Here is a 14000-nt window from a genome sequence, read left to right on the forward strand (position 1 = left end):
CGCCGTTCGGGTGCCGCTGCGTACGCGACGAAGGAGCAAGCAGCGGTACCCGAACGGCGAGACCAAGGGGCCGCCGACCCCGGCCGAGCGAAGCGAGGCAAGACCGACACAGCGCCGCCGACCCCGGCCGAGCGAAGCGAGGCAAGACCAACACAGCGCCGCCGACCCCGCCGAAGCGAAGCGGAGGCCGATAACACAGCTCACACCCCGAATACGCGCTCGACAACCGTCTTCGCCCGGCGGGTGACCCGCATGTAGTGGTCCAGGAACTCACTGCCGTCGTCGGTCGGCCAGCCCGCGACCCGCGCGACGGCCGACAGCAGCGGTCCGGGGCCGGGCAACTGGTCGGCGGGTTTGCCGCGGACCAGGACGAGCGCGTTGCGGGCTTTGGTGGCGGTGAGCCAGGCGTCGCGCAGCAGTTCGACATCCTCGGCGTCGAGGAGTTTGTCGCGTTCGACGACCGCGAGGCATTCCAGCGTCGAGGTGTTGTGCAGATCGGCGATCTCGTGCGCGTGCTGCAATTGCAGCAGTTGCACGGTCCATTCGATATCGGCGAGACCGCCGCGGCCGAGTTTGGTGTGGGTGGCGGGGTTGGCGCCGCGCGGCAGCCGCTCGGAATCGACGCGTGCCTTGATGCGCCGGATCTCGCGCACCGATTCCTCGGACACACCGCCTTTCGGATAGCGGACCGGATCGATCGAGTGCAGGAATCGCACGCCCAGTTCCTGATCGCCGGCGACCTGATGCGCGCGCAGCAGTGCCTGGACCTCCCAGGGCTGTGCCCATTGCTGGTAGTAGGCGCGATACGCGGCGAGGGTGCGGACCAGGGCCCCGTTGCGGCCCTCGGGACGCAGTCCCGCATCGACCTGCAGCGGCGGATCGGTACTGGGCGCACCCAGCAGCCGCTGCACCTGTTCGGCGACACCGATAGCCCACTTCACCGCGACCGTCTCGTCGGCGCCGGGCCGGGGATCGCAGACGAACAGCACGTCGGCGTCGGAACCGTAGCCGAGTTCCATACCGCCCAGCCGGCCCATACCGATGACGGCGAAATCGGCCGGCGCGGCGGTCCGATGCTCGGTCTCCCAGGCCCGGATGACGGCCTGCAGTGCGGCTTCCAGCACCGCGACCCAGACCGAGGACAGCGCCCGGCACACCCTCGGCACCTCGAGCATGCCGAGCACATCGGCCGAGGCGATGCGCGCCAGTTCGTGGCGGCGCAGCGAGCGGGCGGTGGCGATCGCACGCCGGGGGTCCTCGTAGCGGGCGGCGCCGGCCAGGATGCTGGTGCGGACGTCTTCGGCCTTGGGGCTCAGCAGCAGCGGGCCGTCGGGACCGTCGGCGAACATCCGGATGGTCTCCGGCGCGTTGATCAGCAGATCGGGCAGATATGCCGACGAGCCGAGCACGATCATCAGCCGCTGGGCGATGGCGCCCTCGTCGCGCAGTTCGCGCAGGAACCAGATCTGATCGTCGAGCCCCTCCGACACCCGCCGGTAGGCCAGCAGCCCGGCATCGGGATTCGGTGTGTCACCGAGCCATTCGAGCAGGGTGGGCAGCAGCAGCGCCTGGATACGGCCCTTGCGGCCGACCTCCCCGGTGAGCGCCTTGAGGTGGCCCAGCGCATTCTCCGGCGCCGCGTAGCCCAGGGCGGCGAGCTGACGCACCGCGGCTTCGGGGCTCAGCCGCAGCGCGGCCGCGTCCAGGCGCGCCACCGATTCCAGCAGCGGGCGGTAGAACAGCTTGGCGTGCAGGCGCCGCACCCGCAGCGCGTTGCGCTTGATCTCGCTGCGCAGCACCCCGACCGCGTCCTGGCGGCCATCGGGCCGCATATGGGCGGCGCGAGCCAGCCAGCGCATCCCCTCCTCGTCGTCGGGGGCGGGCAGCGTATGGGTGCGCTTGAGCCGCTGCAACTGCAACCGGTGTTCGAGCAGCCGCAGGAATTCGTAGGAGGCGGTGAGGTTGGCGGCATCGTCGCGGCCGACGTAGCCACGGGCCGCGAGCGCGGTCAGCGCCTCGACGGTGCCCTGGGTGTGCAGGCTCTCGTCGGCCTTGCCGTGTACCAATTGCAGGAGCTGGACGGCGAATTCGACATCGCGCAGACTGCCGTGGCCGAGTTTGAGTTCGCGCTCGCGCAGATCCTCGGGAACCAGATCCTCGACCCGGCGCCGCATCGCCTGCACATCGGTGACGAAGTCCGGGCGCTCGGAGGCGCTCCACACCATGGGCATGAGCTCGGCGCTGTACTGCGCGCCCAGCTCCAGGTCACCGGTGCACGGCCGGTTCTTCAGCAGCGCCTGGAACTCCCAGGTCCGGGCCCACCGCTTGTAGTAGGTGACGTGTGATTCCAGGGTGCGCACCAGCGCGCCGGCCTTGCCCTCGGGGCGCAGCGCGGCGTCGACGTCGAAGAACGCGTTACCGGCCACCCCCATCATCTCCGCGGCCAGCCGGGTGGCGGTGGTGTCGGCGGGTTCGGCGACGAAAACCACATCCACATCGGACACGTAATTCAGTTCGCGCGCACCGCATTTGCCCATGGCGACCACCGCCAGCCGGACCGGAACCGGCTCGTCGGGGCAGACCCGGGCCACCGCGACCGACAAGGCGGCGGTGAGGGCGGCGTCGGCGAGATCGGTGAGGTGGCGACCGACCTGCTGATACGGCAGAACGGGCTCGTTCTCGACGGTCGCGGCCAGATCGTGCCCCGCCAGCACCATCAACTGATCGCGATACCGCTTGCGCAGCAACGCGATCACCTCGGGACCGGAGTGCGCCGCGCGGTGGAGCATCGCGCCACCGTCGGGCTCGGGGACCGCGCCCACGGCGTCCAGCAGATCGGCCAGGATCTCGGCCGTGGTCGGCAACTCCCGCCGCAGCAACGGCCAGGCGCCCGGATCGGCGACCAGATGATCGGCGAACGCGCTCGACGAGCCGATCAGCGCGAACAGTCGCCCCCGCAGTGAGGTCTCGGTGCGCAGGGCGGAATCGAGTGCGGCCCAATCGGATCCGAGAGCTTCGCGCAGGCGGACCAGCGTGAGCAGGGCCAGATCGGCATCGGGTGAGCGAGACAGTGCCCACAGCAGTGCAACGCTGTCGACATTGTCCCAGGCGAGCTCTCGTAACGACGCGGCTGCCGTCGGCTCCAGCAATCCCAGCCGACCGGCACCGGGCACTGCGGGACGTGCAGTCGGTGGCCGGACCATATAGTCAAATTACCCCTGCGAGGGCCGGGTCCGCGCACAACCCCGGTTGGGCGCAGCGGTGGCCCGGCAATGGGACAGGTCTCATAGGTATATAGCAAGGCGTGGCCCGATACGCGGGTTTTCGCCCGTTCCGATGCCAGGCCGTGTGAATCGGCGCGCGGGACCGGCCACGGTATCCGAAGCCGGTCTCGCGCAGGCGATCACAGCGTGAGGTACTCCTGCAGCTCCCACTGGGTGACCTGGCTGCGATAGGTCGCCCACTCGTGACGCTTGTTGCGCAGGAAGAAGTCGAAGACATGCTCGCCGAGGGTTTCGGCGACCAGTTCCGACCGTTCCATCGCCTTGAGCGCCTCGTCCAGGGTCGAGGGCAACTCCCGGAAGCCCATCGCACGCCGTTCCGCGGAGGTCAGCGACCACACGTCGTCCTCGGCCTCGGGGGGCAGCGTGTAGCCCTTCTCGACCCCGCGCAGACCCGCCGCGAGCAGGACCGCGAAGGACAGATAGGGGTTGCACGCCGAATCGGGGCTGCGGATCTCGACCCGGCGCGAGGACTGCTTGTTGGGGGTGTACATCGGAACCCGAACCAGCGCAGAACGATTCGACCGGCCCCAGGACGCCGCGGTCGGCGCCTCGCCGCCGTGGATCAGCCGCTTGTAGGAGTTCACCCACTGGTTGGTGACCGCGCTGATCTCGTTGGCGTGCTCGAGGATGCCGGCGATGAACGCCCGCGCCGTCTCCGACAGATTGTTGGGATCGTCGGCGTCGGCGAAGGCGTTGTGCTCCCCCTCGAACAGGCTCATGTGCGTGTGCATGGCCGATCCGGGGTGGTCGGCGAAGGGTTTGGGCATGAACGAAGCCCGCACACCCTCGTCGATGGCCACCTCCTTGATGAGGTAGCGGAAGGTCATCACGTTGTCGGCCATCGACAGCGCGTCGGCGTAGCGCAGATCGATCTCCTGCTGACCGGGCGCGCCCTCGTGGTGGCTGAACTCCACCGAGATACCCATCGACTCCAGGGCGTCTATCGCGTGCCGGCGGAAGTTCGGCGCCTCGTCGTGCACGGCCTGATCGAAGAAGCCACCGTTGTCGGCGGCCACCGGGCGGCCGTCCTTCAGCGCCGAACGGATCAGGAAGAACTCGATCTCCGGATGCACATAGCAGCTGAAGCCCAGGTCACCCGCCTTGTTCAGCTGCCGGCGCAGCACGTGCCGGGGGTCCGCCCAGGAAGGCGAACCGTCCGGCATCGCGATATCGCAGAACATGCGCGCGGAATGCTGATGGCCCTTGCTGGTGGACCACGGCAGTACCTGGAAGGTCGACGGATCCGGCTTGGCGACCATATCGGCCTCCGAGACCCGGGCGAAGCCCTCGATGGCCGATCCGTCGAATCCGATGCCCTCTTCGAAGGCGCCCTCGAGTTCCGCGGGAGCGATCGCGACCGACTTCAGATATCCCAGGACGTCGGTGAACCAGAGCCGCACGAAGCGGATATCCCGCTCCTCGAGCGTCCGCAGCACGAATTCCTTCTGGCGATCCATACGCGCGAGCGTAGGCACCCGCGGTTAAATCCGTGTTACATCGTGCAACAACCGCCGGTCCGTCTGTGTGGCGTCAGCCGCAGGTGAGCCCCTCCGGTGGTGCGGTCAGGTCGGTGAGATACGCGAAAACGGCATTGTCGACACACGGCACACCGCCGGAGAGGAACGCGGTATGCCGGGTTCCCTTGTTCGTGATCAGCGACGCACCCAGCTGATGCGCCAGGTCCACACCCGCCTGATACGGCGTGGCCGGATCCGCGGTGGTGGAAACGACGACGGTCTTGGGCAGGCCCGGCGCCGAGACGTTGTGCGGCGAGCCACTGTTGGGCACGGGCCAGAACGCGCACATCTCGAGCGGCGCCTGACCGGTGCCGTGCCCGTCGTCCAGGAATGGAGCAACCTTGCGGAATTCGGCGTCCTGCTCATCGGTTTCGGCGCGATCGGTGATCGCGGGATCGTCGGCGCAATGGATGGCCAGGAAGGCGTCCTGCGAATTGTCGTAGCTGCCGTCCTTGGACCGGCCGTCGTACAGATCCGCCAGCTGCAGCAGGATGTCGCCCTTGCCCTGGGCCAGCTGCGCCAGCCCGGCGCTGAGCACATTCCAGCTGTCCTCGGCGTAGAGGGTGTTCTGCACACCGGTGATCGCGTCGCCGTAGGTGAGGCCGCGTCCGTCGCGGGTCTCGGCCGGGTGGTCCCACAGCGGCAGCACCAGATCGTGGAACCGGGCCACGGCCTGGCTCGCGTCCTGGCCGAGCGGGCAATCGGGTTTGCTCGCGCAGTCCGCGGCGTAGTTGTCGAACGCCTTCTCGAAGCCCGCGGCCTGCTGCACCGATTCCTTCTCCGGATCGGCATCGGGATTCACCGCGCCGTCGAGCACCATGGCACGGACCCTGTCCGGGAACTTCTCGGCGTAGGTGTATCCGAGCCGGGTGCCGTAGGAGTAGCCCACGTAGTTCAGTTTGTCGTCACCGAGCACCGCGCGGATGACGTCCATGTCCTGCACGACCTCACGGGTGCCGACGTGGGCGAGGAATTCGTTACCGGTCTTCTCGGTGCAGTTCGCGGCGAAGTCCTTGTTCTCCTGTTCGGAGGCCGCGATCCCGGCGGGGGTGTAGTCCTTGGGCGGTTCCGAGCGCTGGTGATCCCACTGCTGCGCGCTCAGGCATTGGATCAGCGGTGTGGACGCGCCCACGCCGCGCGGATCGAATCCGACGCGGTCGAAGCGCTCGGCCAGCGGGGTGCCTTGACCGTGACCGGCCATCCAGAGTCCGGCCTGCCCCGGCCCGCCGGGGTTCAGCAGCACCGAACCGATGCGCTGGCCGCTCGCCTTGATCCGCGACACCGCGATCTGAGCGGTCGCCCCTTCGGGCTTGTCGTAGTCGATCGGGACCAGGACGTGGGTGCATTCGGTGCCGTCGGGGAACTTCGTCGACGGATCACCGTAGCCGTCGCAGCTACCCCACTCCGGGACCTGGGTGTAGTACTTCTGCAGTGCGGCCGGACTCGGGGAGGACGACTGCTCGGGGTGATTCTTCGACGTCGACGAGCAGGCGGCGGCCACACACATCAGGGCCACCGCGGCTGCGACGCGACCGGATCGCGACAAGGACATGCGCGATATCCTTCCATCCCCGGCTGGTGCCCCATGGCGGTGTCCACGGCGGCCGCCGTCGTCACCCGCGCTGCCTCCTGTGGCCGCGTCGCTCCCCGCATGTGACAAATCCCATCCCGCTCGCGGCTTAAAAGCGCCGGTACCGCGGTGGCAGACTGGACGGGTCACAGCAACCCGGGGACCCGTTCGGGCCTCGAGGACAGACGAAAGGGACGATGATGTCCGCTTCCCAGGACAATTCTGTTTCCGGCACCAGCACGCCCGCGGAGACCACCGCCTACGGTGCCGCACCGGCGACTTCCCGGCGGAAGACGCGAGTGCAGCATCTGCAGCAGTGGAAGGCCGCCGGTGAGAAGTGGTCGATGCTCACCGCATACGACTACTCCACCGCGAAGCTGTTCGAGGAGGCCGGTATTCCGGTCCTGCTGATCGGCGATTCGGCGGCCAATGTCGTCTACGGCTACGACACCACGGTGCCGATCACCGTGGACGAGCTGATTCCGCTGGTACGCGGTGTGGTGCGGGGCGCGCCGCACGCCCTGGTGGTCGCCGATCTGCCGTTCGGCAGCTATGAGGGTTCACCGGAACAGGCACTGGCCACTGCCACCCGCTTCATGAAGGAGGGCGGTGCGCATGCGGTGAAACTCGAAGGCGGAGAACGCGTTTCCGAGCACATCGCCCGGCTCGCCGCCTCCGGTATCCCGGTGGTCGCGCACATCGGCTTCACCCCGCAGAGCGTCAACACCCTCGGCGGTTTCCGGGTGCAGGGTCGCGGCGACGGCGCCGAACAGCTGATCGCCGACGCCATCGCCGTCCAGGAGGCCGGGGCGATCGCGGTCGTCATGGAGATGGTGCCTGCCGAGATCGCGGGCCGGGTCACCAACAAGCTCACCATTCCGACCGTCGGCATCGGCGCCGGCAACGAATGCGACGCGCAGGTCCTGGTCTGGCAGGACATGGCCGGCTACACCAGCGGCAAGACCGCGAAGTTCGTCAAGCGGTTCGGCCGCGTCGGCGACGAACTGCGTAGTGCCGCAGCGGCTTACGCCGAGGAAGTGGCGCGGGGAACCTTCCCGGGGCCGGAACACAGCTTCTGAGGACCGCCGGTGCCGGGCGGCCGCTACGGCGGCCCGGCACCGTGGGGCCATCGGCCGTGGCGGAATTCGATGTCCGATCCCGGCGTGTCGGCTAGATTCACCTCGTGTCCACCGCTGCGAACCTGCCGCCGCTCACCGTGGCCGACCAGCCGCTGACACCACTGATCGACTGGGCCACCGCGGAACTGACGGCCCGCGGGCTGCGAGTCACCGGCGCCGCGGAGATGCGGAGGCGGGACTGGACACTGCTCGCCCGGATCCGCACCGGCGACGGCGCGTTCTGGGCCAAGGCGAGTGCCCGCGCCTTCGCCCACGAGGGCCCGCTGCTGCAGGCCCTGCACCGGCTGCGGCCGGGCTCGGTACCGAAACCCGTTGCGGTGCAGCGCGACAACGGCTGGATGCTGGCTCGCGACGGCGGCGAGACGATGCGCAGCGGCCCGCTGGACCGGTCGATCGCCGGTGACGACGAGCAACCACCACCACGCCCACCGGAGTGGGACGCGGTGCTGCGCGACTACGCCGGTCTGCAGCACGCCCTCGGGGGGCAGGCGGATGTGTTGCGCGACACCGGAACTCCGTATGTACCGCCGTCGCGTCTCGTTGAGATCTACCGCCGTTTCGCCGATCACGATCCCGGGCTGGTTCCCGCCATCGCCGCGGCGGCCGACGAGCTCGAACAGTTCGGCCGGCTGGGGCCCGAACACAACGATCTGTATCCGGGCCACGTGTTCCGTGCCACCGGGGCGATATTCGACTGGGGCGACGCCCTGATCACCCACCCGTTCCTGTCGCTCCGCACGCACACCGACCCGCGCCGGCAGGCGTACTTCGACGCGTGGCGCGAATGCGCCGGGGTCGGTGCTCGCGAGATCGAGCTGTCGGCCCGTCTCGCCCCGCTGACCACTCTGCACTCGTGGCTGACCGTGGACATCTCCCCCGGTTCGGCCGGCGAACGGTTCGCCCCGTTCGTCGCCGACATGCTCGCACGACTGCGAGGCGGCTTCGCCTGACAGGGGCAGCCGGACGGGCGGAGTGGCAGACTCGTAGGACTACAACACGAACAACGCACAGCCGCCGGATCGAACAAAGGGAACAGATGTCGCAGAGCCGTTGGATGACTCGCGGAGCACTCGCCGTCACGGCAGGACTGGCTGTCGCGCTGGTCGCCGGATGTGGTGGCGCAGACTCGGGTTCGGTCCAGCCCGCCGGGTCGGGCACCGCAGCGACCTCGAAGGTGGCACATCCGAGCGGATCGGCCGGAGTCAGCGGCAAGCCCACCCCGACGGGCCCGGTCGAGGTTCCCGATCCCGTCGCACAGAAGCTCTGCGACACCCTGTCCCCGCAGTTGTCGGACTGGCGGGTGCAGGGTCCCACGCTGGGCCGGGTCGCGCTCAACATCAGTGTGCACCAGTGGGCCGCGGAGAACGGTGGTATCAACCTCGCGGTTCTCGGTGACAAGGGTGTGATCGACCGCATCACCACCAAGACCTGCTCCGATGTCCGCACCCAGGCGTTGCAGGCCCTGGAGCTGCAGGACCTCGCCTCCGGAATCGCATTCTGATGGGTATGCGCACCCTCTATCCGCCCCTCGACCCCCGGCTCCACGGCATGCTCGACGTCGGCGACGGACAGCAGATCTACTGGGAGGAGTCGGGCAACCCCGACGGCAAACCCGTGGTCTTCCTGCACGGAGGTCCCGGCGGTGGCACCGATCCCACACATCGGCAGTTCTTCGATCCGCGGGCCTACCGGATCGTGCTGTTCGATCAGCGTGGCTGTGGCCGTTCGACACCGCATGTGGCCGAGGGTGCGAGCCTGGAGGTGAACACCACCTGGCATCTGGTCGCCGATATCGAGCGGCTGCGCACCCATCTGGGTGTCGACCGGTGGCAGGTGTTCGGCGGTTCCTGGGGGTCGACCCTGGCACTGGCGTACGCTCAGACCCACCCCGAGCGGGTCACCGAACTGGTGTTGCGCGGCGTATTCCTGTTACGGCGCAAGGAAATCGACTGGTACTACAACGGCAGCGCCGGATTCGTCTATCCCGACGAGTGGGAAAAGTACCTGGCGCCGGTCCCGGCGGACGAGCGCGACGGCGATCTGGTCACCGCCTATCACCGGCTGCTGCACTCCCCTGATCCGGAGATCGCGACCGCCGCCGCGGTGGCCTGGTCGAGCTGGGAGGGTGCGACGAGTTCCCTCGTGCCGCAACCGGATCGGATCGCACAATCCGCCGAACCTCGCTTCGCGCTGGCCTTCGCACGTATCGAGAACCACTACTTCGTGCACGGTGGTTTCCTGGAAGAGGCGCAGCTGCTGCGCGATATCGAGCGCATCGCCCATATTCCCGGCGTGATCGTGCAGGGCCGCCACGACATCGTCTGCCCCGCGGTCAGCGCGTGGGATCTGCACCGGGCATGGCCGAATTCGCGACTGCACCTGGTCTCCGACGCCGGGCACGCTGCTGCCGAACCCGGTACCACCCATCACTTGATCGAGGCCACCGACGAGTTCCGGGAGCACCGATGAGTACCGCGGCCGGTCCCGCCGTCGTCGCCGTACTGGACGATGACGTCGACCGGCTGCTGGCCACGGAGCCGCGGGTACGCGCCGACGAGTACGACTCGGTCCATCAGATGCGAGTCGCCACCCGGCGACTCCGCTCGGTGCTGCGGTCGTATCGCGGGGTGTTCCATCGCGCCGACATCGATGCCCTGCGCGGCGAATTACGTTGGCTGGCAACACTACTCGGTACCGCACGCGACGCCGAGGTGCGCGCGGAGCGGTTCGCCGCGCTACTGGAGGCCTATCCCGAGGTCGAGAACCATCTGGGTCATCGGCTGGTGAACGCCGAACGCGCCGCCTACTCCGAGGCCCACGGCGTGGTCGTCGAGGTACTCGACGGTGACCGCTACGCCCGGCTGCGGACCGGACTGCAGCGGTTGCGTACCGATCCACCCCTGCGCCACAAGGTCGCGGCACGCGACGCGCACAAGGTCTTCTTCGCCGCCGTGCGTGCCGACCGCGAGCGGCTCGCCGCCCTGGTCCGCGCCGAGCCGGAGGCCGACGACGCCGATCGGGTGGAGTGCTTGCACGAGATCCGCAAGGCCGCCAAGCGTTTACGCTACTGCGCCGAGGCGGCTCGCGACGTACTCGACGGGCCCGCCGCCGAAATCGCCCGGAACGCCAAGAAGGTGCAGACCGTCCTGGGCGACCATCGCGATGCGATCGAGGCCATCGCCGCCATCGCGACCTACGCCGCACACGCCCGCAGCACCGATGCCCTCGCCTACGAGCGCCTCATCGGCGCCGAGGCCGACACCGCACGCAAGGCCTTGGACCGCTACCCCGCGAACGTCGCGTTCCTGCAGGACGAATACCGGCCTTGAACGATGGCGGCCCGATGTTCATCGCACCGCCATCCGCTCCGGAACCGGTCACTCGGCAGCGAGAGACTTTCCCGGGTTCTGTTGTTCCCCAGTCGATTCAGGCCCAGCCGGCGAGTCGGCCGGATAGCCGAAACCCACCACACGCCGGTCCGGATCGGCGATATCGAGACGCACCCGCACGAGCTGCCCCTCGGGTGGGGACCCGGTGCACTTCGCCATGACGGGCGGATCGGCGATGAAGATCTCGGCGGCCCGGTTGCCGTTGCCTTCGCGGATGACCACCGCATCGAAGATGTCGCCCAGACGCGGTGCGAGAACCGTGGATTCGGTGAGGTCGAGACAGGCCCGCTCGAGCTTGCCACCCACCGCGTCGCTGCGGCGCATGGATTCCGCGGCCGGCCCGAGGCCGTCGCGCACCCACCGCGGCACCGGCGTTCCGGCGCAGCGGGCCAGGCAGATCTCGAGGGTGTAGCGATCGGCCAGCCGCCGCAGTGGCGCGGTCACGTGAGCGTAGGGCGCGCCGATTCCGCTGTGCTGCAGAATATCCGGATCCTCGCCGTCCAGCACCGTGTAGGTCGCTCCGCGCAGCAGCGCGGTCGCCTCCGACATCAGCGCGAGCGCCGCGGGTGTGGCGGGATCCAGACCCGACAACATCTGCCCCGCGGCCATCCCGGCGGGCCAGTGCACGCCGAGCGCGACCGCGGTGCGATGCATCGCCGCGATCGCCGAGGCGGGTGGCGCCGGCATGGTGCGGAGCAGTCCGATGCGGGCGTCGGATCCATTGTCCGCGAGCATGATCCGCGCGGCGCACAGACCGGTGAGCAGTGAGATCTGCTCGTTCCAGTCGTCGGCCTCGGTCCGCGGCTCGACCACCAATTGCCAATGGCCGGTACGGTCGCCGTCGCCGTCGGGGATCACCGACTGGGCCGGTAGCCGCAGCTCGATCGCACCGCGGGCCAGACCGGCCTCGATGCGCAACCGGCCGAACTCCGGCAGTGCGGCGATCGAGGGGTGCAGGCGGCCGGCGTCGGCGTCGGCCTGCACACCGGAGTAGTCCAGGCGGGCGCGGGAGCGGACCAGCGCTCTGTGCACCGAAAAGCGTTGCGGCTCGGCGCTGTCATCGCATTCGATGGTCCACAGCGCGGCGGGTCGGACACGGCCGGGCAGCAGACTGGCCGATCCTTCGGACAGGACCGGCGGATGCAGCGGCACGGTGCCGTCGGGAAGATAGAAACTCTGACCCCGCACGAGGGATTCCCGCGCCAGCGCCCCGTCGGGGGCGACCACCGCGCCGACATCGGCGATGGCGTAGTGCAGCAGGAATCCGGTCGGGGTGCGTTCGAGAGACAGCGCCTGGTCCAGATCCATGGCGCCGGGTGGGTCGATCGTCACGAACTCGATATCGGTGCGATCGGCCCGGACGCCCGCGAACGCATCTGTTGCGTCGCGGGCCTCCGAGACCGCCTCCGGCGGATAATCCGGGGCGAGTCCGAATTCGGATCGTACGACACCGAAATCCACCGGCGCCGAGACGATCCTGGAATGCGGTTCCACGCTGAGCGCTGAACCTACTTGAGCGCCAGCATGGTGCCGTTCAACTGATCGACCGGCCCGTACACGGTGAACACGACCCGGCCGTCGGGGTACTGCGACGACAGGGTCGCCGCGGAATCCAGAGCCTGACCGAACGAGGCGGCCGACGGATGCGGCAGCACCCCGATGGTCTGGCCGAAGTGGGTCTGGTGGACCCACTGGGTGTCACCCGGGCTCAGGTCGACCTGCACACCGCCCGGCAGCGGGGTGACTCCGACCGCCGACGCCGAACCGGCGCCCAGCATCGCCAAACCCGACGCTGCCGCGGCAATGATCGCACCGGCCGCCAACTTGCGAACTACTCGCATATATCCAGAACCTGCTTTCCGACACTCGTAGCACCCGTAGTCACTGTCAGCCCCGACAGTGACACTCCAACGGCCAACACTGTATGACGCCGGTCACGGTTCCGGCCACTCCGGGCCGGACCGTCGCGACGGACACGCCGATACCGTCCGATTCCTGCGGATTTGCCGGCCATGCGCCGCCGCCGCAGACGTTGCGACAACCGGCGCGCAACCAGCCCGAATGCTCGGTGCCTGCACTTTCACGGCACAGAGCGCGATTTCCGGACAAGCCCGCAACCGGCAGCGACGCCCGTGACCCACCTGTGATGGCGCGCTCCGATAACGGTACCCGTCGCGGCGTGTTGCCAAACCGAGACAATTGCTCTGTCATAGCGTTCGGCAATCACCCCCAGATTCAGGCAACCGTCCAGTTCAGCTCCACGCACCTCGAATCCGTCGGCCGAGTCTGTTTTCCGCTGGCATCTGCGATGTCCCGAACGCACTGTTAATGTGGCCGGGTGGTGCGCCCGGCGCTACCGCGCGGCGTCGCCACCGAACCCGTCGGTCCACCGGTCACACCCGCGGAAGACGGGATCCGCGCGGTAACGATAGTTCGTTATCCGGCGAGATTCGTCGAGTACCTCGTTCATCGATCACTAAGGAGTTCCACACCCCATGTCGTCCATCGTCTTCGACTACCTGTTGCCTCTCATCGGTCCCGAGCAGGCAACCCACTGGGCCCAGATCCTGGTCATCAGCCCGGCAGGCTGAGCCCGAGAAGATCGCGGCCGCCGTGCGGCGGCCGCGATCCACCGGTTGTCCACGACGACCCGTCCCTGCCGGATACCGAAGGAACGACACACCATTCTCACCGCCGAAGATCGTTTCGCCATCACCGATCTGATCAATCTGCACGGCCACCTCACCGACAACGGCGATCTGGACGGCTGGCCCGCTCTGTTCACCGACGAAATCGTCTACGACGTAACAGCATTGGGCGGCGATGTGCTGGTCGGCCTGGACGCCCTCCGCGCCGCCTCTCTCGCGCTGGGCGAGAACAATCCGGTCGCCCACCACGTCACCAATATCGTGCTCAACGAGGTCGCCGACGGCACGGTCCGCGCCCTGTCCAAGGGCTTCGGCGTGCTGACCGACGGCTCGACCGGCAGTGTCACCTACGAGGACACCATCACGCGCACCGCGAACGGCTGGAAGATCACCCACCGCATCGTCCGCCCCCGCCGCGTCCCACTGCAGCCCTGACGGTCACCGGGGTCCGAA

At 68.4% G+C, this 14000-nt stretch carries 11 protein-coding genes; 6 read left to right on the plus strand and 5 right to left on the minus strand.

Annotation, left to right across the window (positions count from 1 at the left end; all coding sequences use genetic code 11):
- Positions 1-200 precede the first annotated feature (200 nt).
- From AB0L57_RS14355 to AB0L57_RS14365, 3 genes are all read right to left on the minus strand, one after another.
- Complete coding sequence (locus AB0L57_RS14355; RefSeq protein ID WP_364961407.1) at positions 201-3203, minus strand: bifunctional [glutamine synthetase] adenylyltransferase/[glutamine synthetase]-adenylyl-L-tyrosine phosphorylase; 3003 nt, start codon at positions 3201-3203, stop codon at positions 201-203.
- A 200-nt stretch (positions 3204-3403) separates the two neighbouring features.
- A complete protein-coding gene (glnA, locus tag AB0L57_RS14360) occupies positions 3404-4741 on the minus strand; it encodes a type I glutamate--ammonia ligase (RefSeq protein ID WP_025348447.1) in 1338 nt (445 codons plus the stop codon).
- A 73-nt stretch (positions 4742-4814) separates the two neighbouring features.
- A complete protein-coding gene (locus tag AB0L57_RS14365) occupies positions 4815-6353 on the minus strand; it encodes an alpha/beta hydrolase (protein WP_364961410.1) in 1539 nt (512 codons plus the stop codon).
- Positions 6354-6571: 218 nt separating this feature from the next.
- Between AB0L57_RS14365 and panB the strand changes: the two genes are divergently transcribed.
- The 5 genes from panB (at position 6572) to AB0L57_RS14390 (ending at position 10839) form a co-directional block, all read left to right on the plus strand.
- The gene (gene panB / locus AB0L57_RS14370) at positions 6572-7450 is read left to right on the plus strand and encodes a 3-methyl-2-oxobutanoate hydroxymethyltransferase (protein WP_364961412.1); all 879 of its coding nucleotides are present in this window, start codon (positions 6572-6574) and stop codon (positions 7448-7450) included.
- Positions 7451-7554: 104 nt separating this feature from the next.
- The gene (locus AB0L57_RS14375) at positions 7555-8460 is read left to right on the plus strand and encodes a hypothetical protein (protein ID WP_364961414.1); all 906 of its coding nucleotides are present in this window, start codon (positions 7555-7557) and stop codon (positions 8458-8460) included.
- A gap of 104 nt (positions 8461-8564) precedes the next feature.
- A complete protein-coding gene (locus AB0L57_RS14380; RefSeq protein ID WP_364961416.1) occupies positions 8565-9011 on the plus strand; it encodes a hypothetical protein in 447 nt (148 codons plus the stop codon).
- A 5-nt stretch (positions 9012-9016) separates the two neighbouring features.
- Positions 9017-9979 (plus strand): prolyl aminopeptidase, encoded by a 963-nt coding sequence (pip, locus tag AB0L57_RS14385; protein WP_364961418.1) that lies wholly within the window; start codon positions 9017-9019, stop codon positions 9977-9979.
- Entirely contained in the window at positions 9976-10839 is an 864-nt protein-coding gene (locus AB0L57_RS14390; RefSeq protein ID WP_364961420.1) for a CHAD domain-containing protein, read from the plus strand. The genes pip and AB0L57_RS14390 overlap by 4 nt, the downstream gene beginning before the upstream one ends.
- Positions 10840-10887: 48 nt before the next feature.
- Here AB0L57_RS14390 and AB0L57_RS14395 read toward each other — a convergent pair whose 3' ends face one another.
- Entirely contained in the window at positions 10888-12393 is a 1506-nt protein-coding gene (locus tag AB0L57_RS14395) for an RNB domain-containing ribonuclease (RefSeq protein WP_364961422.1), read from the minus strand.
- Positions 12394-12407: 14 nt separating this feature from the next.
- Entirely contained in the window at positions 12408-12740 is a 333-nt protein-coding gene (locus AB0L57_RS14400; protein ID WP_364961424.1) for a hypothetical protein, read from the minus strand.
- A gap of 795 nt (positions 12741-13535) precedes the next feature.
- Between AB0L57_RS14400 and AB0L57_RS14405 the strand changes: the two genes are divergently transcribed.
- Positions 13536-13982: a nuclear transport factor 2 family protein gene (locus AB0L57_RS14405; protein ID WP_364961426.1), complete on the plus strand. Its 447-nt coding sequence runs from the start codon at positions 13536-13538 to the stop codon at positions 13980-13982.
- The last annotated feature ends 18 nt before the right edge of the window (positions 13983-14000 follow it).

The sequence above is a fragment of the Nocardia sp. NPDC052254 genome, assembly GCF_040679495.1.
In the GTDB taxonomy this organism is placed as follows: Bacteria; Actinomycetota; Actinomycetes; order Mycobacteriales; family Mycobacteriaceae; genus Nocardia.

What these genes read in the sequence shown, in the direction of transcription:
- AB0L57_RS14400 (WP_364961424.1), bottom strand. Translation starts at nt 12,740, where the DNA reads ATGCGAGTAGTTCGCAAGTTGGCGGCCGGTGCGATCATTGCCGCGGCA.
- AB0L57_RS14390 (WP_364961420.1), top strand. Translation starts at nt 9,976, where the DNA reads ATGAGTACCGCGGCCGGTCCCGCCGTCGTCGCCGTACTGGACGATGAC.
- AB0L57_RS14380 (WP_364961416.1), top strand. Translation starts at nt 8,565, where the DNA reads ATGACTCGCGGAGCACTCGCCGTCACGGCAGGACTGGCTGTCGCGCTG.
- panB (WP_364961412.1), top strand. Translation starts at nt 6,572, where the DNA reads ATGTCCGCTTCCCAGGACAATTCTGTTTCCGGCACCAGCACGCCCGCG.
- AB0L57_RS14365 (WP_364961410.1), bottom strand. Translation starts at nt 6,353, where the DNA reads ATGTCCTTGTCGCGATCCGGTCGCGTCGCAGCCGCGGTGGCCCTGATG.
- pip (WP_364961418.1), top strand. Translation starts at nt 9,017, where the DNA reads ATGCGCACCCTCTATCCGCCCCTCGACCCCCGGCTCCACGGCATGCTC.
- AB0L57_RS14355 (WP_364961407.1), bottom strand. Translation starts at nt 3,203, where the DNA reads ATGGTCCGGCCACCGACTGCACGTCCCGCAGTGCCCGGTGCCGGTCGG.
- glnA (WP_025348447.1), bottom strand. Translation starts at nt 4,741, where the DNA reads ATGGATCGCCAGAAGGAATTCGTGCTGCGGACGCTCGAGGAGCGGGAT.